The organism is Shewanella sp. MM_2022_3 (genome assembly GCF_022557375.1).
In the GTDB taxonomy this organism is placed as follows: Bacteria; Pseudomonadota; Gammaproteobacteria; order Enterobacterales; family Shewanellaceae; genus Shewanella; species Shewanella xiamenensis.
Genome location: NZ_JAKZGV010000035.1, coordinates 22,708 through 45,014, shown reverse-complemented (window position 1 = coordinate 45,014; position 22,307 = coordinate 22,708). Strand labels below are relative to the sequence as shown.

The 22,307-nt window shown below is 47.3% G+C and carries 19 protein-coding genes; 7 read left to right on the top strand and 12 right to left on the bottom strand.

Annotated features, from left to right (window positions below):
- Nucleotides 1-233 precede the first annotated feature (233 nt).
- The 3 genes from MMG82_RS15680 to MMG82_RS15670 form a co-directional block, all read right to left on the bottom strand.
- Nucleotides 234-1,175 (bottom strand): GGDEF domain-containing protein, encoded by a 942-nt coding sequence (locus MMG82_RS15680; protein ID WP_172590845.1) that lies wholly within the window; start codon nucleotides 1,173-1,175, stop codon nucleotides 234-236.
- 199 nt (nucleotides 1,176-1,374) lie between these two features.
- Entirely contained in the window at nucleotides 1,375-3,165 is a 1,791-nt protein-coding gene (locus MMG82_RS15675; protein ID WP_047534904.1) for a DUF3413 domain-containing protein, read from the bottom strand.
- 66 nt (nucleotides 3,166-3,231) lie between these two features.
- On the bottom strand, nucleotides 3,232-3,450 hold the full coding sequence (locus MMG82_RS15670; protein WP_011622981.1) for a YejL family protein: 219 nt from the start codon (nucleotides 3,448-3,450) through the stop codon (nucleotides 3,232-3,234).
- Between the two features lie 77 nt (nucleotides 3,451-3,527).
- On the opposite strand from MMG82_RS15670, the gene yejK reads away from it, so the two are divergent.
- A complete protein-coding gene (gene yejK, locus MMG82_RS15665) occupies nucleotides 3,528-4,556 on the top strand; it encodes a nucleoid-associated protein YejK (protein WP_037418093.1) in 1,029 nt (342 codons plus the stop codon).
- A 125-nt stretch (nucleotides 4,557-4,681) separates the two neighbouring features.
- Here the strand turns inward: yejK and ccpA are convergent, their stop codons facing one another.
- Complete coding sequence (gene ccpA, locus MMG82_RS15660) at nucleotides 4,682-5,683, bottom strand: diheme cytochrome c5 peroxidase CcpA (RefSeq protein ID WP_047534893.1); 1,002 nt, start codon at nucleotides 5,681-5,683, stop codon at nucleotides 4,682-4,684.
- 505 nt (nucleotides 5,684-6,188) lie between these two features.
- On the opposite strand from ccpA, the gene MMG82_RS15655 reads away from it, so the two are divergent.
- Together MMG82_RS15655 and MMG82_RS15650 are read left to right on the top strand one after the other, a co-directional pair.
- Entirely contained in the window at nucleotides 6,189-7,064 is an 876-nt protein-coding gene (locus MMG82_RS15655) for a 6-carboxytetrahydropterin synthase (protein WP_037426454.1), read from the top strand.
- Between the two features lie 65 nt (nucleotides 7,065-7,129).
- On the top strand, nucleotides 7,130-8,050 hold the full coding sequence (locus MMG82_RS15650) for a M23 family metallopeptidase (RefSeq protein WP_241407074.1): 921 nt from the start codon (nucleotides 7,130-7,132) through the stop codon (nucleotides 8,048-8,050).
- A gap of 70 nt (nucleotides 8,051-8,120) precedes the next feature.
- Here the strand turns inward: MMG82_RS15650 and MMG82_RS15645 are convergent, their stop codons facing one another.
- The 3 genes from MMG82_RS15645 to MMG82_RS15635 all read right to left on the bottom strand — a co-directional run bounded on the left by MMG82_RS15645 (nucleotide 8,121) and on the right by MMG82_RS15635 (nucleotide 9,810).
- The gene (locus MMG82_RS15645) at nucleotides 8,121-8,381 is read right to left on the bottom strand and encodes a DUF5062 family protein (protein ID WP_011626406.1); all 261 of its coding nucleotides are present in this window, start codon (nucleotides 8,379-8,381) and stop codon (nucleotides 8,121-8,123) included.
- Nucleotides 8,382-8,613: 232 nt separating this feature from the next.
- Complete coding sequence (locus MMG82_RS15640) at nucleotides 8,614-9,228, bottom strand: VOC family protein (RefSeq protein ID WP_172587315.1); 615 nt, start codon at nucleotides 9,226-9,228, stop codon at nucleotides 8,614-8,616.
- A gap of 66 nt (nucleotides 9,229-9,294) precedes the next feature.
- The gene (locus MMG82_RS15635) at nucleotides 9,295-9,810 is read right to left on the bottom strand and encodes a L,D-transpeptidase family protein (RefSeq protein WP_050991306.1); all 516 of its coding nucleotides are present in this window, start codon (nucleotides 9,808-9,810) and stop codon (nucleotides 9,295-9,297) included.
- Between the two features lie 157 nt (nucleotides 9,811-9,967).
- On the opposite strand from MMG82_RS15635, the gene MMG82_RS15630 reads away from it, so the two are divergent.
- Nucleotides 9,968-10,837 carry an ion transporter gene (locus MMG82_RS15630; protein WP_037418109.1) on the top strand — a complete coding sequence of 290 codons (870 nt, stop codon included), beginning with the start codon at nucleotides 9,968-9,970 and terminating at the stop codon, nucleotides 10,835-10,837.
- Between the two features lie 103 nt (nucleotides 10,838-10,940).
- On the opposite strand, the gene ppx is transcribed toward MMG82_RS15630, so the two are convergent.
- Nucleotides 10,941-12,458 (bottom strand): exopolyphosphatase, encoded by a 1,518-nt coding sequence (gene ppx, locus MMG82_RS15625; RefSeq protein WP_144375053.1) that lies wholly within the window; start codon nucleotides 12,456-12,458, stop codon nucleotides 10,941-10,943.
- A gap of 42 nt (nucleotides 12,459-12,500) precedes the next feature.
- Nucleotides 12,501-14,663 (bottom strand): polyphosphate kinase 1, encoded by a 2,163-nt coding sequence (gene ppk1 / locus MMG82_RS15620; RefSeq protein ID WP_173944698.1) that lies wholly within the window; start codon nucleotides 14,661-14,663, stop codon nucleotides 12,501-12,503.
- A 319-nt stretch (nucleotides 14,664-14,982) separates the two neighbouring features.
- On the opposite strand from ppk1, the gene yegD reads away from it, so the two are divergent.
- Together yegD and MMG82_RS15610 are read left to right on the top strand one after the other, a co-directional pair.
- Nucleotides 14,983-16,437: a molecular chaperone gene (gene yegD, locus MMG82_RS15615; RefSeq protein ID WP_241407073.1), complete on the top strand. Its 1,455-nt coding sequence runs from the start codon at nucleotides 14,983-14,985 to the stop codon at nucleotides 16,435-16,437.
- Between the two features lie 22 nt (nucleotides 16,438-16,459).
- Nucleotides 16,460-16,969, top strand: a complete 510-nt coding sequence (locus MMG82_RS15610; protein ID WP_156143192.1) for a CreA family protein — start codon at nucleotides 16,460-16,462, stop codon at nucleotides 16,967-16,969.
- Between the two features lie 98 nt (nucleotides 16,970-17,067).
- Here the strand turns inward: MMG82_RS15610 and MMG82_RS15605 are convergent, their stop codons facing one another.
- The 3 genes from MMG82_RS15605 to pdsR form a co-directional block, all read right to left on the bottom strand.
- Nucleotides 17,068-18,267 carry a cystathionine beta-lyase gene (locus MMG82_RS15605; RefSeq protein ID WP_047538058.1) on the bottom strand — a complete coding sequence of 400 codons (1,200 nt, stop codon included), beginning with the start codon at nucleotides 18,265-18,267 and terminating at the stop codon, nucleotides 17,068-17,070.
- Between the two features lie 125 nt (nucleotides 18,268-18,392).
- Nucleotides 18,393-20,552: a proteobacterial dedicated sortase system histidine kinase gene (pdsS, locus tag MMG82_RS15600; protein ID WP_241407072.1), complete on the bottom strand. Its 2,160-nt coding sequence runs from the start codon at nucleotides 20,550-20,552 to the stop codon at nucleotides 18,393-18,395.
- A 32-nt stretch (nucleotides 20,553-20,584) separates the two neighbouring features.
- Nucleotides 20,585-21,277 (bottom strand): proteobacterial dedicated sortase system response regulator, encoded by a 693-nt coding sequence (pdsR, locus tag MMG82_RS15595; RefSeq protein ID WP_023268247.1) that lies wholly within the window; start codon nucleotides 21,275-21,277, stop codon nucleotides 20,585-20,587.
- 232 nt (nucleotides 21,278-21,509) lie between these two features.
- On the opposite strand from pdsR, the gene pdsO reads away from it, so the two are divergent.
- A complete protein-coding gene (gene pdsO, locus MMG82_RS15590) occupies nucleotides 21,510-22,307 on the top strand; it encodes a sortase-associated OmpA-like protein PdsO (RefSeq protein WP_241407071.1) in 798 nt (265 codons plus the stop codon).

The window sequence follows — 22,307 nt, the reverse complement described above, 5'->3', positions numbered from 1 at the left end:
TGTCGATAAGTAGCTGTGCATTACGCTGGAGTGTTTATTAACTAATTTATTTTATTCAATTATTGTTTTCATGAATGTTTTTTTAGAGTTTTGTTAATTTTAGTAAATGGTAATAATTTAGAGAAAAACATAGCTTTTAGGTATTCTTGTAAGTGTTAAATATACCCGCTATGTTTCTCCATATAAAGCATGATAATAGACGCTAAACTATTTCTTAAATGGTTGAAACTTATCTACAGTGACGATTCCCCATCACAGACTCGATTTCTGCCTGTGCGCTTTGCTCGCATCATGGCCTGATCGGCATTATTGAATAGAGTCTCCAAGAGTGCTTGTGCTTCATCGGGATGATTGATTTGAGGCAAGATCAAGGATGATATGCCGAAGCTTGCGGTGCAATGAATGGTGTGTCCATCAAGGTAAAGTGGCTGTGTATCAAATCCATGGCGAATCGACTCTGCAATTTGCCATGCTTGTTCATGTTGGGTGTTGGGTAAAATCAGCCCAAACTCTTCGCCGCCTAAACGAGCAAGAATATCATTTGTTCTCAGTTTAGTTTGCGTCAGCTGTGCGATATGGATAAGGGCAGCATCGCCTGTAGCATGTCCCCATTGATCATTGACGCGCTTAAAATGGTCAATATCAAACATAATAAACGCTAGCGCTTGGCCTGACTGATGTGCTGTAGGGTGCCCAAAATGGAAAAAGGCGCGGCGATTGAAGAGTTTTGTGAGCTCGTCGGTATTGGCAAGGCGTTCTGCGATGAACTTAGCTTCGATTAATGCCTGTTCCATGTGTTTACGTTCAGTGATATCAGTGGCGATTTCTATCCGAACTAGGCGGCCATCGGTCCAACGAATCGCTTGATCTCGACACTGGTACCAACGCTTATTTTGTGTATTTTGAAACTCCCATACATGTACACCAGTGGCGTCGCCCTCGGGACCAATCAGTTTGTGGTTGGTGCAAAAAGCACAGGGACTATTTTGGCCTGCTTGGAGGAGTTGATAGCACTTTTTACCGGCGGGTTTGCCCCAAATGGCCGTTCCATAATCGTTTAAATACAGTAGCTCATAGTTGTGTAAATCAGAAACGTAGACCAGCGCATCTAGGCTGTTGAGGATAGTATGAATGGCGTCAAAGGCTTGATTCTGATCGTTTTTAATAAGAGTCATGGAATGAAATCAGCCAAATAAAAATATCATTTATGAGTCATATAGTTATTTTAGCATTTAATGGACTAACTGTCTGATATTAGTTTAGTCATGGTGTGATTAATGTGATCAAGTTGTTGGCTTTGCAACACGCTACTCGCAATGAAATTGTTAAAACAAAAAGCCCTAAGTGATTTAGGGCTTTGAGGTAAAATACTTTTTAGTGATTGTAAAGGCGCCTGCCTTCGCGCATCACTTGAATAAGCTCAGGTGCGCTCATCTTTTTGTGCAGTCTGTGCTCAAAGTTTTCATCGTAAATGCGGTATTTGCCATGGCGGTCGATGACGGTGATTTCCGACTGTTGGTAAATGGCAAAAATGCGACTGTCACCGATGTAAATCCAGGTTTCTTGGCTTGGTTGCAACAGGCTACGGCCCGCACTGTAGTCTGTGGGGTTATTGGTACAGCCTAAGACATGGGTCATTAAAGTGGGAACGATACCATAGTGGCTAGTGCGATAGTTAACCGTGCTAGCTCCTACATTTGGCCAGTGGATAACCAGTGGGACTCTAACGCTATCTGGTGACAAATTACGCAGCGCTTCGTCACTATTGCTGGTAAACATTTTGCCGTTGACGCCGGTGATCACCACTAAGGTATCGCTAGGTAATTGACTTACAATCGATTGAATTTGCTTATCAATAAAATTCAATGATTGGCGATATTGGTTAAATAATACCTTTTGCGCGGGTTGTAAATTCGCATCGGCTTTGACAGTTTCGATACCGAGGAAGCCTACCGGTGTATCAAAATTCTCGGGTGCTTTAAGGTTTACTAGAGCAAACCAAGGACGTTGTTGCACGCTTTGCCACTGTGTAAAGTGGCCAACACTAAGAATATCCGCCTCGGCACTGCCATTGGTTTCTTTGGCAATGACGGGGGTAAAGTCATTAAACATGGCCTGGGCTGCACGCAAATTCAGATTGGTTTCTGGGATAAACAAGCCTAGTTCATAACCTGCCTGCTTAAAGCTGCGGGTGATGATTGGACTTGTAGTATTGAAGATGCGTGCATCGCCATAGCTGCCTTGTAAACCATAAAGTAGGGAGAACATGCCCGTCTTAAATTGATTGCCGCCACTGTAGTGGTGAGTAAAATGCTGATTCTGCAAGGTGTATTGATGCAAAAACGGCATGGTTTTGGCGTCCACCATGTCGGCACGTAAGCTGTCGATGGTTAGCATTAATACGTTTGGTTTATTATCTGCTTGGCATTGCAGTGGCTGGATAGGATAGCTGAGCACATTAGTGGCATGATTTGCGTCATCATCGATTTGGGATGAACCGTCAATGCCGTGGCTTTCCATAAAGCTACGAGCCGTTGCGGGGTACGACAGCGGATACGTGTCATCGAAACGGGTGATTTCGGTGATATCAGCGGCATCTGCCCAAATATGGATCAAATGGCTGCTAACAAAGCATACTCCAACAAAGGCTATGACTTTATTGCCAAGATTGAGTTTTTGGATTTTTTCAATCCGTTTCCACAGGAAGTTCGCCGCCGTTAGCTCAATCACCAAAATGGCGATTGGCGTGACGATATAGGACGTACCGTGGAGTAGGGCGCTCAAATCGGCCCAGGCTAAATCAAAGGCGAAGGGGCTCAAGTGCATGCCGTAATCGGCATAAACAATCGTGTCATACAATAAAATACACAGGCTTAAAGTCGCAATAACGGCTGCTAAGCCTCTGAGTATCTTGGAGTAAGGTAAGATTAAGGTCAGTGGGAATAGGCAGATCAAGTAGGCGATAAAAGCAAGAAAACTGAACTGGCCAATGGTACTGACGGCGAGATAGCCCCAGCCAAACCAGGTTTCGGGATAACCCACACTACTTAAATAGCGTGTGCCGACGATCATAGCCAATAGGCCATTAAAGAAGGCGAACCAATGTCCCCAGTTGATAAGTCGCGATACGCGATCGCGGCTCATTTGTTTTTTTCGCTCGACCATAGTGATCCGCTTATTCCTAAAAGGCGTTGTATCTTATGCTGTTTTAATCATTGTTACTCGACTAACTTAATTGGATTTCACCGATTGTGCGAGCGCTTTCGCAAATTGTTCGGCGACCGCTTGGCGAGATTCGCTTGGCACTTTGCGCTCGAGCAGGTGAGTGACACAGTTGCCTAGCGCCATCAGGCTTAAGTCAGTAGGAGCTTTGTGCTTTTCGAGTACCGCTAAAATTTCGGCGATTAATGATTCAACTTGTGCGTTTGAGTATTTCGATTGGATTGCCATAATCAAAAAATGTTTCACTTTGGAATGGATTAGCGGCATATAATAGCGGATTTATTCCAGCATCACTATCAGGGCTTATGAGTATTAACATCGAACAAGCAATTATTCACGAGATTTCCCAGGACAGTCAGGGTCAATTACGCTGCCGTTTACGTCCTCAACCTCTGCTGAACGGTCAGGCTGTCGAGATGATGCTCGAAGAGTTGCATCAGACTTATACCAGCAAATCCGGCAAAGGATTCGGTTATTTTGGTATTCACGGTGATGATGGTGAGGCTAATCCGGCGTTTGCCAATGCGCTAAAGGAATACCGTGCAGGGGATTTAGGTTTTGTCGAATTTACCGGCCAAGCCAGTAAGTTGTTGCAGGAAGAGTTGGCCAAATATGATTTTAGCCAAGGCGGATTCCTGTTGATGTCCTGCTACACCAACATGGCGAGTGATTATTTGTTTGTGGCGCTACTCAGTGCAAAATCGTCAATGACGGTACTCGATGATATGGAGCTGTCACAAAATAACCATTTGGATTTAAACAATATCCAGTTGGCTGCGCGAATCGATCTCACCGAATGGCAGGCTGATAAAGATTCTCGCAAGTACATCTCCTTTATCCGTGGGCGTGCGGGCCGTAAAGTCGCTGACTTTTTCCTCGACTTTATGGGCTGTGTCGAAGGGGTGAATACCAAGGCGCAAAACAAAACCTTGATGAACGCGGTTGAAGACTTTGTCGCCAGTAGTGACCTGACCAAAGAAGAACGCCAGCAATGTCGTAATAAAGTGTTTGAATATTGCTCCGAGCGGTTCGACGAAGGCGCCGATATTGAGATCAAAGATTTAGCGGATGAGCTTGCCGATCAAGGTATGGAGTCTTTCTATGACTTTGCCCGTGGTGGCAGTTATGAGCTGGATGAAGAATTTCCTGCGGATAAGTCGACCCTAAGACAATTAAAGAAATTCTCCGGCACCGGTGGTGGCGTGACGATAAGTTTTGACGGTGGGCATTTGGGTCAGCGAGTGATTTACGATCCGATTTCCGACACAATTTTGATTAAAGGCGTGCCAGCAAACTTAAAAGATCAGCTAGATAGACGTCTTAAGGGCGAATAAGCCGCCTGGGATAATATCGCTTAAGCTTTAAGCGTCAGCTTTTTAAGCACCAAGCATTAAACAAAAAGGCCGAGGAGTTTATCCTCGGCCTTTGTTTTATGCTAAATGCTTCTTAGATTTAACCCTTATTTTGCTCCCGTCGCAAAAGGTTCTGGGCGCGGAGTTTCTTTATTCGATGGCGGTAGGATCGGCAGGGTGATCTGTGGCTGTTCACCTGTCAGTGAATTTAAGAACGCCACCATTTCCTTGGTTTCCTTGTCGGTAAGCTTTTGCCCTAACTGAATATCCGCCATAGTATTTACCGCTTCTTCGAGCGTCCATACACTGCCATCGTGGAAGTAGGGGTAGGTGAGCTCGATATTACGCAGCGTTGGTACTTTAAACACAAACTTATCCGCATCCTTACCCGTTACACCTTTACGTCCTTCGGCAGGATTATTGGTGTGGAATGGTTTGATTAAGCCCATCTTCATAAACATAGTGCCACCGACCGCAGGGCCGTTGTGGCAGCTGACGCAGCCTTTGTCCTTAAACAGTTGGTAACCCGCTTTGGCTTCGCTGCTTATCGCATCCTGTTTACCTAATAGATATTGATCGAATGGGCTATTTGGCGTGACTAAGGTTTTTTCGAAGGCGGCAATGGCATCGGTTAAGCGGTCAATATCGACTTTTTCATCGCCGTAAACCTTGGCAAAGCGGGCACGGTAAGCGGGCATTGAGGCAATGGTTTCGGTGGCGAGTTCATGGGTAAAGCCCATTTCTTTGGGGTTGGCAATTGGGCCCGCGGCTTGTTCTTTTAAGTCGCTGGCGCGGCCATCCCAGAATTGCGCCAGCATAAAGTCAGCATTTAGCACGGTCGGAGAGTTTATTGGGCCTTCTTGCCAATGGTGACCAATCGATGTGGGCAGGGCATCCACGCCGCCGGTGGAGAGGTTGTGGCAAGAGTTACAGGAAATAAAACCTGATTTAGACAACCTTGGTTCAAAAAACAGCATTTTACCCAGTTCCACCTTTTCGGGTTCAGTGATTTTTGCTGGGGAAATTACTTCAATCGGTTCGGCGGCGACGGCATAGCTACTCGCTACTATAGCTGTGAGGGTTATCGCGATAGCGGTAAGTTTTGTCATCTGGTTTTCTCCCTTATTAACCTTGTTAGTTGTATGGTTTATAGGGCGATAGTAACGACTAAAATGGCTTAGGGATAACGCCTTGTTTCGATTGGGTCTATCGCTGTTGTTGATTAGATTTTTGTGAGCTAATTCGCTGTTTTTACTCGATTAACTCTGTAGGGTTTGCGGTGTTTCGTTTAGGGGTTTGCTTGCTAATCTGTAGTGTCTATTAGTGTGCGGCTGAAACTATCTGTCGGTCACGATATGGCCGATTAAACGGTTTGCGTTATTTCGTGTTTGTTACTCATTGCGATAGCAAACAATGGTGGGCTCAAGTTCGTTTACACATGTCTTAAGATAAAAAGTATCTAAGAAAGGATTCATTTGTCGCAGGGCGAAGCAGAATTGATTAGAATCCTTATTATTTGGGTAAGCTTGGTGTCTGTCCAAGTGAGCGTGCTCGGCCATCGCTAAGTGGCGCAATCCCTATTAAGGCGGACTGTTTTTCTGCCGAGGAGAGTCAATGCAACTGTTTGTAAAAGATTTAACCGTGATCGATTTTTCTTACCTGTGCCCTAAGCGTGGCATGGTGGGGGAAAGCTGGATTGTCGATGTCGTATTAGAAGGCGGTTTAGACGAGCAAAATATGGTGCTCGATTTTGCCAAGGTCAAACGTGCTATTAAGCACACGATTGATGCGGTGGCGGACCATCGTTTATTGGTGCCTACCGCCTGCAGCGGCGTGCGTTGGCAGCAGCAGGGCGATCGGGTGTGGATGGATTTTGAAAGCGCGCTCGGTGAGATCCACTTAGCTTGTCCTTCCCAAGCCTTTGCACTCGTTCCATCGGAACAGATTGATATTCCAAGCGTCAATGCCTTCTTGCAAAAAGCCCTACGGGAAACTCTGCCTGATAATGTTGAAGGAATTAGCCTCACTTTAAGGCATGAGATCCTGAACGCGCCTTACTATCACTACAGCCATGGTTTGCGTAAACACGATGGTAATTGCCAGCGGATTGCCCATGGTCATCGCAGCCCAGTACAAGTGTTTGAGAATGGAGTGTCCGCGCCGAAATGGGATGAGTATTGGGCCAAGCGTTGGCACGATATCTACCTCGGTAGCGAAGAGGATTTAGTCTCGGTGAAGACGTTAAACCTATCGCCACAAACGCGGATCAGCGATGACAGCCATTATGGTTTCCATTATCAAGCGCCTCAGGGGGATTTCCAGCTGGCGATGCCCAAGGAATGTTGTGATTTGATCCCGCACGATACCACGGTCGAATTGCTGGCAGACTATATGGCAACCACTTTAGCCACGAAAGTGCCTTCAAGCCAGTTTACTGTGATTGCCTACGAAGGTGTGGGTAAAGGCGCCATAGTGACCAAAGGGAATTAACCCTGTCGATTTTTTAACGCCCTAATCTTTAGGGCGTTATTGTTTGAATAAGGATTTTTGAAAATATGCTAAACGCTGTACCTAAGGCTCTACCTAAGTTGTTAAAAACGTTGCCGAACATGCTATCGCGCACTTGTAAGGCGGCGTTATTGCCACTTTTGACCCTGTTTAGCTTATCGACTCAAGCACAAGTGAGTTTTGACGGTAAATTTGAACAGGGTGCGTTAATTCGTGGTAAAGCCCCAGCGGGTACGCAGGTAAGTCTTAATGGTGAGGCCGTTAAAGTGACGCCTGATGGTCATTTTGCCTTTGGTTTTGAGAGGGATGCGCAGCTGACTCAAGAATTACGTTTGATGTATCCCGATGGCTTAACTGAAGTTAAACCGTTAAATATCAAGAAGCGAGAGTACAATATTCAGAATGTTAAAGGGATCAGCAATAAGATTATGAAGCCCGATCCCGTGGCGCAGGAGCGAGCAGCAAAGGATACGGCGCAGGTCAAAGCGGCACGCGGGACTTTTAGTGAACAAACCGCGTTTTTACAATCGTTTATTTGGCCATTAACCGGCAGGATCTCGGGTGTATATGGTAGTCAGCGTATTTATAACGATGTGCCTGGCAACCCACATTTTGGTGTGGATGTGGCGGCGAAAACCGGCACTGTGGTGGTCGCACCCGCCGATGGGGTGATTAGCCTGTCGGTTCCCGATATGTTTTATTCAGGCGGGACTATGGTTATCGACCATGGCTATGGCGTGAGTTCAAGTTTTTTACACTTAAGCAAACTCTATGTGAATGCGGGCGAAACCGTTAAGCAAGGGCAAGCTGTGGCTGAAGTTGGGGCGACAGGGCGAGCGAATGGTCCGCATTTAGATTGGCGATTGAATTGGTTCCAAATGCGCCTCGATCCGACAACCATAGTGCCACCGATGGCCACTGTGTTGGCGGCGGAAAAAGCACAGAAAGTGCAAAAAGTCGCGAAGTAACTCCCGCGTCTATTTCTTATTTCCACACAGGGCACCCAATCATTGGCGCCCTGTTTTTGTGTTTGAGCGCTTATTGCAATAAAGGATGATCTGTCGGCAGATGGCGGATGATCCACAGTACCAGTTTGTGCTTCATATTCGGGCCGTCTTCTTTATCTTTTGCTAAGGGTTGGATCAGATTATCGGTCACTAAAAGTCGATAAATACATTCCACTTTATCCTTGGGCGACACACCCTTGTCAAAGTCATCAAAACCGCGTTTTTTGGCGTAGCCGATCCCAATTTCGAGGGCGAGTTTGAGTAGCTGTGCCTCGTGCTTATGTGGCTTCATGTGCTGCATCCTTATGGGTATCACGGCAATGCGCATCGGCGACTTCCGTGGTCGATAACACAAAATCGAGAAAACCTAATCACTAACCAAAGTGTTAATAGCTTGAATCTAGGCTATTTCAACCGTTATTGCTGCTGATTTTTTCGCAAACTGCCTGTTTAATGCAATCCATTATAAGTCATTGGAATTGCTGTCACATTCCTAATGTCAACGGTTTGCGCCTCGATTGATCTTATATCTCCGCCTGTTCGCTGGCGATAACTGCTTTAATGCTGTGCGGGTGGATTTTGATACAGACATCGGCTCGTTTAAAGGCGATGGTGGGGTTAGCTAAGCGTTCTTTATCGCCCTTAGGCGAGCTAAATTTCACTTTTATTGGCGCTTCGGTTAAGGATACCGAATGCCCTTGGAGTAATGGCACAAGTGAGGGGCTCAAATGAGTCAGTTCTTGGCTTAGACTGTCGCAGTCCTGTGCAGTGGATGGCAATACCAGCTCGATATGCTCCCAGCCTTCTTGAGGATAAACGGTATCGCCAGGATAGGGGAGTTCGACACAGTCGATGCTAAAGTTGCCGAGTCTTAAGGGCTTATCCAGTTCAATGATCAGGATTGTGCGACCATTAATTTGATTATCCGAGATGATCCGCCCGCGGGCACTTAAGGCTTGCTTGAGTGCATCGGCAGCGGCGATACTGTTCACCCTCAGGGCGACATGATCGCAATGCAATGCTTTATCTGCTAAGCCCAATTGGTCTAGAAACGCCAATATCTTCGCCTCAAATTCAGGCCATGTCTGTTCTAATGCTTTGAAGCTCAATACATTAGCTTCTGTGTTTGCTGTTGACATCAAAAATCCTTAAAGCAGGTAACACAAATAAAAACGCCCATTTAACTGGGCGTATTCTGTGATGGCTTAGGGCCAAATCTCGATGGGTGTACCTTCATCAACGGCTTTCCACACTTCGTCCATCTCGGCGTTAGTAATGGCGATACAACCATCGGTCCAGTTGTATTGCTGTGCTTGCTCAGGAGGGAGAGGCGAGCGTGGGTTCTGGCCATGGATCATGATCATGCCACCGGGTCTGATCCCTAGCGCCTTGGCTCTTAACTTATCTTCTTCATTCGGATAAGAAATATGGATGGACTTATAATAGGCGCTATCGGACTTTTTATAGTCCAGAATATAACGGCCCTGCGGTGTACGTTGGTCTCCTTCAGTCAACTTATGGCCTGTCGGCAAGTCACCCATAGCAATGCGGTATTGTTTCAGGACTTTGCCATCCCTTAATAAGGCCATATTGGATTCAGACTTAGTGATTACCACTAAATCGACTTTGCCAATACTCGATGAGGCGAGCACTTGGGGAGAAATCAGTGCGGCGAGAGTTAATGCCACAGTAATGGATTTGGAAAGTAGTGGTACGCGCATGTCTTCCTCTAAAATGACGCTGTTAACGCTTTTTTTGCGCATCATACCGCAAATTTTTGCCAATGTGAGTAGATAATTTTGAGCGAGTAGCAATTGCATGGCAGACTTTGGAAATTAGGAGCAGATAACGCTATTTACCGCAAGGATGTTTTCCCCAATGTCAAACCATTCGCTTGAAAAACTGGACACTGAAAGCCCATTTAAACGTAAGTTACGCATCATTATTTTTGGTACCGATACACCCGCAGGCCGTTATTTTGATCTTGGTCTGATCATTTGTATTGTACTGAGTGTGGCGTTGGTGTTTCTTGATACAGTGGAAGCGTTTCATCGGGATTATGGACACATTATTCGGGTGTTAGAGTGGGTGTTTACGCTGATTTTTACCGTTGAATACGGTTTGAGGCTTTATTGCGCGACCCATCCTGTACTGTATGCCCGCAGTTTTTATGGGTTAGTGGATTTATTATCGGTACTGCCTAGTTATCTAGCGCTCTTTATTCCTGGAGCTAATTTCACCTTAGTGATTCGTGTGCTGCGACTTTTTCGGATTTTTAGGGTGCTTAAATTACTGCGCTACTTAAGCGAGGGTAATTTGCTGCTTAAGGCGATGATGCAATCTAGCCGTAAAGTGTTCCTATTTTTCTTTTCGGTGAGTTTAATCATCATGGTATTAAGTGCCGTGATGTATGTCGTTGAGGGGCCTGAGAATGGCTTTAGCTCTATTCCTAAGTCAGTATATTGGACTATTGTGACCATCACGACGGTAGGATACGGAGATATCACGCCGAAAACCGAACTAGGCCAAGCGATTGCCGCATTTACCATGTTGCTGGGTTACTCCATTATTGCGATCCCTACGGGCATTTTAACCGCTGAAATTTCCCAAGAAGCGGGACGGCATAGGGATCTGCGTACTTGTAATCAATGCCATAAAATGGGTCATGATTTAGATGCAACCTACTGTAATCGCTGTGGTTGTGAGCTTGATAAGCTCGAGATACCTCAAGGGAAGGGGGATAAATAGCATAAGGCGTTTATCAGCTCATCCCTTAGAGCACTCAATGTCTCTGAGGGATGAAATGCTTTTATTCACTGGCGATGCTGTTTAGCATGCCACTTTTTACTTCTTACGGTTTCTCTTGGCGCTGCTCAAGGCTTGAAACAAAACGCAACTGCATCCCTAGGGACGCCATTTGTTTCTGTTCCCGCTGCAAATCCTTCATAAACAGGCTAATTTTACGTTTATGGCTGGGTAGCACTAGCATGAGGCCATCTGGAATCACTTGGATTTTCTCAAGCACTAGGGCTTTGGCAATTCGGCCTAAATGCACTAACACCGCCAAGCGCAGTAGACAGGCGAGACGAATGAGGGTGAGTTTGTGGCTAAGCTCTAATTCGGCCAGTAGCAATTGATTGGGTTTCTTACGGTGGTTTGCGATCAGTCTGGCTAAATCCTGTTGCAGCGCCTCACTAAAACCCGGTAAATCACTGTTACTAATGATATAAGCACCGTGTTTATGTAATGCCTTGGAGTTGATGTGTAACCCAATTTCATGCAGGGTCGCAGCGTAGGATAGTAAGCGTGCATGGGGTCTTAATCCCCATTCATCGGCGACTTGCTCAAACAGCGCCATGGCGGTGTCACGCACTTTAGCCGCATGGGGCATATCCACATGGTAAAGCTGGGCAATACTGTCAACGGTGCGGTGGCGAATGTCTTGATATTGACCGATTTTGGCTAATTCGTAGAGCACGCCTTCGCGCAGGGCGCCTGGACTAAACTCCAATTGCTCAATGGGTAAACGTCTAAAAAAGCTGATTAAAATCGCAAGGCCAGCAGGCACTAGCGGCGTGCGTTTATCATCGACATTGGCAAAGTGCACTTGGCTGATGTGTCCGCACTTAATCAGTTTCAGCTTTAATTGTTTGAGGCGGGCGAGGGTGACGATTTCATCACCATGTTCTTCTTGGATTGCTTCGCAAATAGCTTTTACGGTGCCAGAGCTGCCGAGCACTAAGTCCCAATCGCCACTGAAATATTCCTTCGACAGTGAAGCAAATTGTTTGTCGGCAGCGCTTTGCGCCCCGCGAAACGACGCTGGAGTAATTTGGCCATCGATAAAAAAGCGTTCATTAAAACTCACGCAGCCACAGCGTAGGCTCGATAAATGGGTAGGGGTATTTTTTTGCCCGAGCACTACTTCGGTAGAGCCGCCACCGATATCGATAACGATATTACGTTTCCCAAGTACTTGGCTTTGGGCAATGCCGTTATAAATGAGCCGTGCTTCTTCATGGCCAGAAATCACCTCCACTGGATAGGGCATAATACGCAGCGCTGCCTCAATAAACTGCTCACGGTTTTTAGCTACTCTTAAGGTGTGGGTGGCGACTAAGCGTACCTGCGCTTGGTCGAGGTTTGAAAAACGCTGATTAAAGTCCCGTAGGCAATTTAGGCCGCGTTCGATAGCATCAGCACTGAGAATATTTTGCGCATTGAGGCCTGTCGCTAACTGAACTTGCTGTTTTTCTTTGTGTAATATCTGCAAACTGCCGTCTTGCTCTCGGGCGATAACCAAGTGAAAACTGTTTGAGCCCATGTCGATGGCGACAAAGTGTCGCGGCTGTGAATGTGTGGCAACCAATCGGATTATCCTTAGGCAATCGAGACTAAAATAAAGCCAGCGTTAGCTGGCTTTGGCCTGTAATGCGGGATCGAGAGTCAGTGCTTGTGCTTGCTCTGCTTCAAGCTTTGCAGCTTCCCGTTGGGCGTTTAATTCTTGCTGTAACCGCCTTTCATAATTAATCAGATATTGATAAATGGCAATTTGAGAACGCACTTTACGTTTATTACCGCGATTACGATAAGGATTACTCTGTTCCTTATTGATAATGCGAGCCTTAGTATTATCGTTGAATTGTAACGATAAAATATCCATCACCATTTGTTTTAGACGCGGATCATAGATTGGTACGCTCACTTCAACACGGTTATCAATATTGCGGCTCATCCAATCGGCGGAGCAAATAAACAACTTATTTTCGCCACCCGCGTGAAATAGCATCACCCGAGAGTGCTCCAAAAAGCGGTCGACAATACTGTAAACTTCGATGTTATCGCTGATCCCCGGAATTTGCGGTATCAGCGAGCAAATTCCGCGGATCAATAATTTGACTTTGACGCCCGCAGCTGATGCTTCATAGAGCTTTTGTACTAGAGACTCATCGAGTAAGTTATTCAATTTTAAAGTAATCGCCGCCTTAATATGGCTTTGGGCGTTAACAATCTCTTTATCAATCAAATGGGTGAGCTTTTGTCGCGCATCATAGGGTGACACAATCAAATGCTGGAAGTTATCACGGCGGTAGGGATGTTCAATTAAGTCGAACACTTGCTCCACTTCGCGGGCGATTTCCTGATTGGCGGTAAAGAGGGACAAATCGGTATAGACCCGTGCCGTGCCTTCGTTAAAGTTGCCTGAGCCGACATGGCAGTAAAGCTTCATTTCGCCTTGCTCTTCACGGCCAATTAAGCACAACTTAGAGTGTACTTTTAAGCTGGTGATCCCATGGTGGACCTTTACGCCGGCTTCGGCGAGTACTCGCGTCCATTCAATGTTGGATTGCTCGTCAAATCTAGCCCGTAGTTCTATTACCGCAGTGACTTGTTTACCATTTTTGACTGCATCGATAAGTGACTGCATCACATGGGATTTTTTCGCTACCCTGTACAGATTGATGCGAATAAACCGTACCGCAGGATCGTAGGCGGCTTGACGTACCATTTCCGTAAAGTGGGAGAACTTATGGTACGGATAATTAAGCATAATATCGCCCATTTTGATCGCATCGAAACTGTTGGCACTGCGGCCAAAGCCCGAGCTATTGAGCGCGGGCAGTTTCTCGTTTTCGAGGTAATCACGGCTGGGGTTGGGGAAGCCAATAAAGTCTTTGAAACTGTGGTAACGCCCGCCTGGGATCAAACATTCAGTAGAGCTGATATTTAAATTTTCCTTCAGCATTTCAAGCATATGTTCGGGCATTTCTTTGTCGTATACCAAACGCACAGGTTCAGCCGTCAGGCGCTTTTTCAGACCCTTGGTCATTTTTTCTAGCTGAGTTTGTTCTAGCTCATCGGTAATATCAAAATCCGCATCGCGGGTGAGCTTCATCGAATAAACTTCAATCGCATCGTATTCAAAAAACGGTCCAAACAACTCATCCACACAGTGGCGGATAATATTATCCAGCAGGATCAGGTATTTTTTGGCTTTAGATTTTTCAGCAGGTAACTCGATAAAACGCGGGACATTTTTGGTGGGTACCTCTACGAGAGCATATTGTCTGCGCAACTTAGTGTATAAGCATACGCAAAGGTAAGTTGCATCATCGTTGATATGTTTTACGAGGTCGCGATTGTTATTGACGATAAGCGGCGCGATATGACGTTTAAAATGATCGCGAAAATGCTTTTTAAGCCAGTTACTATGGAAGTCGCTTAATTGTTTTTCATTAATTAACAATATATTACGGCGAACTAATTCGCGCATCAGCTCGGCATAGATACTGTCGAAACGCTCCTGCAGTGCCATCACTTTGGATTGAATTTTTGCCATTAAGTGACGACTATTACTACGCCCTTCCTGCAGGGAAGACAGTAATATAGAGCGCCTAACTGCTGCGACCCGCACCCGGAAAAACTCGTCCATATTATTGGAGAATATACCCAAAAAGCGCACGCGCTCAACAATCGGCACATTGGGGTCGCAGGCCTCTTGCAGCACTCGCTCATTAAATGACAACCAAGAGAGTTCTTTATCAATCGACAGTTTATCGGTATTCGGGGACACTGCACAGCTCCTTTAAGCAAGCGTCATGGCGCAGTATACAATAGCATTCATACATCGGAGTGCAATCAGATTTACTGCTACAAATGAAGGGATTTAAAGGCAAATTCCCCTTCGGGCGAAAGTCATAAGTCCATAAAGATACGAACGGAATATGTCAGATTGATGACCATTGTGACAAAAATGTGACTTTAACTTAACGTTGGCTAGTCACGAGTTTACAAGGTAAAGGGTAGGATATGCACTAGGCTTTCTTTGGGATTGAGGCAAACTGTGTTAACGTGCTCGGCTTTTTATTGTGGTATGACTTAGAGGTAAGCGGATGTTTGTTGGATTTGATTATGGCAGTGCCAACTGTGCCGTTGGGATCATGCAGGGAGATGAAGTATCACTCTTACCAATATCCACCGATTCAACTTATTTACCGTCAACGCTATATGCGATGGACCGAGAGTTAATTGCCGAAGCCGTTTATCGCGCTCTTCCCACAGAATTAAAAGCCGATTATGCCCAAAAGCGCGCCGCGCAATTAAGCCGCGCCCGTATGGTACGTCATGAATTAGATCTCGATGCCGAGACGCCAGCGGTGTTTGTGGGTGAGCAGGCCGTGGCCGCGTATCTTGAAATGCCCGAAGAAGGTTTTTATGTCCGTTCGCCAAAATCCTTTTTAGGTGCAACTGGCCTTAGACCCGAGCAAGTTGCCCTGTTTGAAGACATAGTCACTTTAATGATGCAGCATATTAAAATGCGCGCCGAAGCCGTACTCGCCGAAAAGGGCGTAACATCCGCAGGCGAAGCCAGCATTACCCATGCAGTGATTGGTCGCCCAGTGAACTTTCAGGGCATTGGTGGTGAAGAGAGTAACCGCCAAGCCGAGACTATTTTAACCTTAGCGGCGAAACGGGCGGGGTTTGTCGATGTGGCATTTCTGTTTGAGCCGCTTGCCGCGGGTATGGACTATGAAGCCAGCCTCAAATCCGATCAAACCGTACTGGTAGTCGACGTCGGTGGCGGTACCACCGACTGTTCTGTAGTTAAAATGGGGCCTAAGCATCAGTCGAATTTCGATCGCAGTGCCGATTGTCTTGGCCACAGCGGCCAGCGTATTGGTGGTAACGATCTGGATATCGCATTGGCGATGAATGCCTTTATGCCGCACTTTGGTTTAGGTTCGCTGATGAGTAATGGTAAACCTATGCCGAGTAATCCCTTTTGGAATGCGGTTGCCGTTAACGATATCAGTGCCCAGCGTGAGTTTGCCACCTTAAGCACTCGCAAGTTGATAGATGAACTGATCAAAGAAGCTGAGCAGCCACATTTATTAAAAAGATTGCTCAAAGTGCAGCAACAACAGTTAAGCTACCAAATTGTACGTTTAGCCGAGCGGGCTAAAATAGCCTTGTCTGAGGTTCAAACAACTGAAAGTCCACTGGAATTTATTGAAGCCAAGCTCAATGTTGAAGTGAGTCGCGATTGTTTTGAAAATGCCATTGAACCGTCATTGACTAAGATAGAAGCCTTAATGCACCAAGCACTGACTCAGGCAGCCAAGAGTCTTGCTGGCAATGGATTAGCACCTGAAGAACTGGCTGTCGAGGCTGGAACCTATGAGTGCCAACCCGATGTGATTTATGTGACGGGCGGTACCGCACGAAGCCCAGCAATTTACGCTAAAATCACTAGCCTTTATCCCGATACGCCTGTGGTGGTTGGGGATCACTTTGGTTCGGTGACGGCTGGTTTAACGCGTTGGGCACAAAAGTGTTTTGCTCAATAGGATGATGAATAAGGATAAACAGATGAAGAAAGTTAATCAGGCTTTAATGTCTTTGCTGGCCGTGACGTTGGCGGGGACACTGCTCACGGGCTGCGGCGATGACGTAGGTAAAGTGAGCCTCGGTTTATTTACCACGAAAGACGTGATTATCGATGCCAAGCATGACCCGAAAATCCCCGGCGTGACCTGCCATATTAGCCGTATCGAAGCGAATCTTGATTTTGCCGATCCCTCCGATATGGGCATTAGCTGCCGTCAAACGGGGCCGATTTCCGCCGCCGATATCGCCAAAATCGATAAGAGCAAACACGGCGAAGTGGTGTTTACCGAATCCTTAAGCATCTTATTTAAAACTTTAAAAGTGCGCCGAATTTACGATGCGCCCAATCAAACGCTGTTGTATTTGTCTTATTCAACCAAAGAGACTAATGGCAGCCACAAGCATGCCTTATCGACCGTGCCTTTATACGGCTCTCAGGCGTGGGTTGACCCCGCAATAAGTGCGGCGCAGCCAAACAGTAAAAGTGGGTAAAGCCGAAGTCAAAATAAGGTGGGGTTAAACGAAGGCGGGGCAAAATGAAGGCGAGATAATTCCCGCCTTCATTGTTTAACATATAAGTTGTTTAAGCCTTATTTGGCCTTGGCAGCAAATACGGCATTAAAGCGCTCGAAGCCCGCACTGAGATCGGCAATTAAATCATCGGGATCTTCTAGGCCAATATGCACACGGATCAATGGTTTGCTTGCATCCCATTGAGTGGCGCTACGGATTTTTTCAATTCCGAAAATCCCTAGGATCAGACTCTCATAACCGCCCCAAGAAAAACCCATTTTAAAATGTTGCATATTTTCAACGAGCGCGGTCACCGCCTCCTGATCCCCTTGCTTTAATACAAAGGAAAACAAACCATTTGATGCGCTAAAGTCGCGTTTAAAGAACGCATGTCCTGGGCAGGTATCAAAGGCGGGGTGACGTAAATGGTCAACCTCGGGGCGAGTTTTCAACCAGTTAGCCACTTTAAGGGCATTTTTTTCATGCTGCGCCATGCGCACGCCTAGGGTGCGTAATCCGCGTGTGGCGAGATACACATCATCTGGGGAAGTGGTTTGTCCCAATAAATAACTGCGCTCACGCAGCTGCGGCCAGTGTTTCTCGTTGGCTGTCGCGGTGCCAATCATCACATCAGAGTGACCGACGATATATTTGGTCGCGGCTTGAATCGACACATCGACACCCATCTCGAAGGGCTTGCTATTGATTGGCGAGGCCCAAGTGTTGTCGAGAATAGTCACTAATCCATATTCATGGGCGATACGGCATAGGGTCGGGACGTCCTGTACTTCCATGGTGATGGAGCCAGGAGACTCTAAAAACAGCACCTTAGTGTTGGGGCGGATAAGCGCGCGAATACCTTCACCAATCAGGGGATCGTAATAGGTAGTCTCAATATTAAAGCCCGCCAGAATATGGCTGCAAAGATCGCGGGTCGGCTCATAAACACTGTCGACCATCAGCAGGTGATCGCCCGCCTGTAAAAACGATAATAAAGCAGCACTAATCGCTGCTGCACCCGAGGGATACAGCGCCGTACCTACGCCACCTTCGAGCTCACTGATCGCCGCCTGAAACGCAAAATGGGTCGGGGTGCCGCGGCGGCCGTAAAACATTTCGCCATTGGTTTTGTTTTTGGCGGCGTGACGCATATCTTCCATGGTGTCGAAGACGATAGTGGATGCGCGAAATACGGGCGGGTTAATCACACCCTTGGTCCATTTTTTATCTCGACCGACGCTGACGATTTGGGTGGCTAGCTGATGTTTATCTGTCATAGGGCTTACCTTGGCGAGTCAGTTTTTATGTTGTTATCCATTGTGATGGCCGTCATCTTAGCATCTGCCCGTGAAAATGGCAGGAGGCAAACAGATGAGTTTGCCTCAAGTTGTAAGTCTTTGTATTAGCTAAGCGGCAGGGTAACCAGAATATCGACCCCATCGTTTTCACTGCGGTTGCGGGCCAAAATTTTCCCTTGGTGGAATTCGGTCACAAGCCGCGCAATATATAAACCTAAGCCGAGGTGAGGTTTATCTTGGGCTTGATTGACCCGCACCGAGACCATGGAATCGAAGATCTGCTCCGACATGTCGATTGGCAACTGCGGCCCTAAGTTACTGATAAGCAATGTGGCTTGTTTGCCAACTTGGGTGAGAGTCACTTCAATCGCACTGCCTTGATGGCAAAATTCGATGGCATTGGCGATAAGTTTATCCATCAATTGGGCGATATATTCGGGCACGCCCTGCATCATCAACGGCTGCTCAGGCACTTTGACGCTAAATTGCTGCTCAGGGTAGGTCATTTGATAGCCTTGCATACAGCCGCTCACCACTTGGGATAGCGGGAACTTAGTCACATCGGCCTGAGTGAGGCTCTGCTCGAGGCGCGTTGCCTCACTCATATTGTTCAAAATCATGCTTAAACGGCTTACCCCTTCTTGGGCGCGGTCGACATATTTTTGGGTATCTTTATCTAAGGTTTGCAGATTTAAGTGCTCTAAAGAGGAGCGCACCACTGCCACCGGCGTGCGTAGTTCATGGGACAGGCGTGACGACATATTCTCCAAATAATGGGTGTATTGGCCCAAACGGCCGACAATGCTGGCAAAACTGCGGGATAAGTCGCCAATCTCGTCCCGCGCCTTAGAGGGTTTTAAATGGTTCCGCACCCGGCCTTGGCTGTCGATGGCATTCTCGGCTTCATCGCGCAGTTTGCGGATACGATTCGAAATACTTGAGGCGAAGAAAAACAGCGCTAAGGTGCCCATACTCATAATGGTCAGGATCACGTTAAACAGTTTTTCCAGCGCGCGGTTACGCAGGGTGCGAATACCGTGGGTGGTTTCTTCGGCCACCACTGCGCCCATCACATTGTTATCAATCCAAATCGGGCTGGCGGCCGCCAGCACCACTGCTTTATTGTCCGGCGTCAGTCGCCACGTTGAGCTTTGTTGTCCCGCAAGTGCCTTTTGAATATGGCTACCGTCTAGCTCGGTCGAGTCCTGTAGGGAATCGATAAAATCCTTCGGCGGTTTAGTGAGGATTTTATAGTAGAGTGGGTGTAGGTAGTCGCGCTGAAACCGCTGCCATAGTGAGTTGCTATTTTCATCATCGAGGGTGCGCGTCCACACACTGTTACTGTCACGGATATCGCCAGACTTCGCGAGCACACGGCCGTGTTTATCGACCACCCAAATCCGCGAGCTATAGTGGCTCATCCCTTTGATAATATTCTCAATTTCGGGTGATGGCACTAAGACTGTACCGAGTTTGTCGACGGTATCTAAGGCGGAGGTGCCGACAACGGCTGTGATATCGCGGTATTTGCTGTCATTCACATCGGCAATGGCAAACCCCAGTTTGCTGCCCACCATGTCTAAGGGAATACGCAGTTCGATATTGTAGCCCACATCCGTGGTCGCCCATTGCCCTTGAATACGCACCTCGGGTGTCACTGGCACGGTTTGTTTAGGATTGGCGGGCAGCTCGAAGGCACTGATCCAACCGGGCTGGGTCGTAGCCACGATATAACGCTTAAATTTATTGTCGGGAGCAAGGGTCGCAATCGACAGGTGATCGTTCCTATCGACACTTAAGGCATTTTTGCCACGAAACACCACATTGGGATCGACCACCTGAAAAAAGGCATACAGATAACCATCGTACTGACCCACCATATGGGTAAAACTTAAGGTGAGCGGCGCGCTGGGATCGGCACGCATGATGAGATTCGCCTCGCCGTATTGGATAAATCTGTGCTGATATTCCTGCCATTCATTGAGTTTGCCATCGAGTAGAATGGCGCCAGCTAGGGGGTAAGCATAGAGATCGCGGCTCTTTTCAACCTGTTTTAAAAAGCTGGCTTGACCATCGAACAGTTTCGGCCGCTCGTGCAGGGCGGTCGCTAAGGCTTGGGTGGTGCCCTCTAAGGTGCGTTCCTGACCGTGGCGCAGGTATTTTTCCATCTCCCACACATATTGGTACCCCAGCCAAGGTAGGCAGAGTAAAAACAGGCTAAGGCCAATGACTTTAGTGCGAAGACCGAAGGGAAAACGTGTCATAGAATGCTGGCTAATCTGCTATTGGGCATGGTTTAGGCTAGGCTGTCCCAGCGATAGCCCATGCCGTAAACGGTATCGATACAATCAAATTCGGGCGCGGCAGCCATAAACTTCTTACGGATGCGCTTCACATGGGAGGTGATAGTGCTGTCATCGACAAAAATCTTCGCCTCCTGCATCAGCTCATGGCGGCTTCGGACATGCCCCGGGTGTTTGGCAAGGGCGTGCACCATCCAAAACTCGGTTACTGTGAGTTCTATCGGGATCTGATTCCAAGAAACCAGCATTCGATTAGCATCGATGGTGAGCGGTCCGCGCTCCAGTAAATTCTCCTGTGGTGTTTGGCTGGTGGCTAACTCAGAGCGACGAAACAGCGCGGCTAAACGAGCGGTCAAATGGGGGAAGCTCACTTCTTTGCTCAGGTAATCATCGGCGCCTAAACGCAGGCCGCACACAGTATCAAAATCGCTATCCCGCGCGGTTAAGAAGATGATCGGCAGAGTGTTTGACATGGCGCGTAGGGACTGACACAGCATAAAACCGCCGTCAATCTCATTGCCAAGGCCAATATCGATAATGGCTAAATCCGGCAGACGGGTATTAAACGCCAACATGGCCGATGGCCTGTCGGCATAGGTTTGCACACTGTAACCGTGTTGCTGCAACACATCCTTGTAATTTTCGCGAATGGCCGCTTCATCTTCCACAATGGCGATACGTTTCATTTAGCCATCTTCCTATTGACTGCTGGGGATAAGTTTTCGTGACTATACAGGAATTTATTTCTGAGAAAAGCTCCCGAATGCAATTGCCATTTTGTTGCCACAATTGATAGTCGCATTGCCATTTTCCATCCCCGCTTATGCCATGGCACTTGTGTTTAATACGCTCATTCCGTTTTACCCGACGCGCTAATGACTTAGGCGGGTAAACGCAGCACAAATCAAAAGGAATGAGATGATGAAAAAGACGCTGATTAATATGTTGATCCTAAGTGTGTTCGCCGCGCCCATCGCCAATGTATCGGCAAAGGTGTCGCTTCAAAATCAACCTCTGCTCATAGAGCCACAGATAGAGCTAATGATTGAGCAAGAGGAGGATGACGGCGAAGCGCTGATAGGTCTTGGCGGCGGAGCGCTACTTGGCGCCCTAGTGGGTGGCCCCGTTGGCGCCATTATCGGCGGATTTACCGGCACCTTAATCGGCCAGTCGGTATCTGATACCGACATGGTTAAAACTCAGCAACAACATATTGCCTTGCAGCGTCAACAATTGACGAGCTTATCGGCCAAACAACAGGCTAGCGAGCAACGCGCCGCCGAATACGCCTTAACCCAAAAGCAACTCGATGAACTGCTCGCCGAGCAACAACAACTGTTTAGTGAATTGGCGCTGGGTATGAATGTGCAGTTTCGTACTGGCTCTGCGGAGCTTGAAAGCCATTTTTTGCCCCAATTAGACAATGTCGCCAAGGTGATGAAGCGCTTGAGCGAGTCCAATCTCGAGCTGAAAGGTTATGCCGACCGCCGCGGTGATCTGGCCTACAACCAAGCGCTCTCGGAGCAACGTTTGTTAGAAGTGCGGGGCTACTTGATTAAACAAGGCGTAGCCCCCGAGCGGATCACCACCCAAGCCTTCGGCGCCGGAATGCCACTCAATGATCAGCAAGACAGTGAATCCGATGTGTTCGATCGCCGAGTCACTCTGACCATGCAGCCTAACCAAGGGCTGATGGCGAGCCGCGTGACCGAATAA

Coding starts and splice junctions, on each gene's coding strand:
- yegD (WP_241407073.1), top strand. CDS start 14,983: ATGTTTGTTGGATTTGATTATGGCAGTGCCAACTGTGCCGTTGGGATC.
- MMG82_RS15645 (WP_011626406.1), bottom strand. CDS start 8,381: ATGAAGCCACATAAGCACGAGGCACAGCTACTCAAACTCGCCCTCGAA.
- pdsO (WP_241407071.1), top strand. CDS start 21,510: ATGATGAAAAAGACGCTGATTAATATGTTGATCCTAAGTGTGTTCGCC.
- MMG82_RS15610 (WP_156143192.1), top strand. CDS start 16,460: ATGAAGAAAGTTAATCAGGCTTTAATGTCTTTGCTGGCCGTGACGTTG.
- MMG82_RS15650 (WP_241407074.1), top strand. CDS start 7,130: ATGCTAAACGCTGTACCTAAGGCTCTACCTAAGTTGTTAAAAACGTTG.
- pdsS (WP_241407072.1), bottom strand. CDS start 20,552: ATGACACGTTTTCCCTTCGGTCTTCGCACTAAAGTCATTGGCCTTAGC.
- MMG82_RS15635 (WP_050991306.1), bottom strand. CDS start 9,810: ATGCGCGTACCACTACTTTCCAAATCCATTACTGTGGCATTAACTCTC.
- pdsR (WP_023268247.1), bottom strand. CDS start 21,277: ATGAAACGTATCGCCATTGTGGAAGATGAAGCGGCCATTCGCGAAAAT.
- MMG82_RS15630 (WP_037418109.1), top strand. CDS start 9,968: ATGTCAAACCATTCGCTTGAAAAACTGGACACTGAAAGCCCATTTAAA.
- MMG82_RS15675 (WP_047534904.1), bottom strand. CDS start 3,165: ATGGTCGAGCGAAAAAAACAAATGAGCCGCGATCGCGTATCGCGACTT.
- MMG82_RS15680 (WP_172590845.1), bottom strand. CDS start 1,175: ATGACTCTTATTAAAAACGATCAGAATCAAGCCTTTGACGCCATTCAT.
- MMG82_RS15655 (WP_037426454.1), top strand. CDS start 6,189: ATGCAACTGTTTGTAAAAGATTTAACCGTGATCGATTTTTCTTACCTG.
- ccpA (WP_047534893.1), bottom strand. CDS start 5,683: ATGACAAAACTTACCGCTATCGCGATAACCCTCACAGCTATAGTAGCG.
- MMG82_RS15670 (WP_011622981.1), bottom strand. CDS start 3,450: ATGGCAATCCAATCGAAATACTCAAACGCACAAGTTGAATCATTAATC.
- MMG82_RS15605 (WP_047538058.1), bottom strand. CDS start 18,267: ATGACAGATAAACATCAGCTAGCCACCCAAATCGTCAGCGTCGGTCGA.
- yejK (WP_037418093.1), top strand. CDS start 3,528: ATGAGTATTAACATCGAACAAGCAATTATTCACGAGATTTCCCAGGAC.
- MMG82_RS15640 (WP_172587315.1), bottom strand. CDS start 9,228: ATGTCAACAGCAAACACAGAAGCTAATGTATTGAGCTTCAAAGCATTA.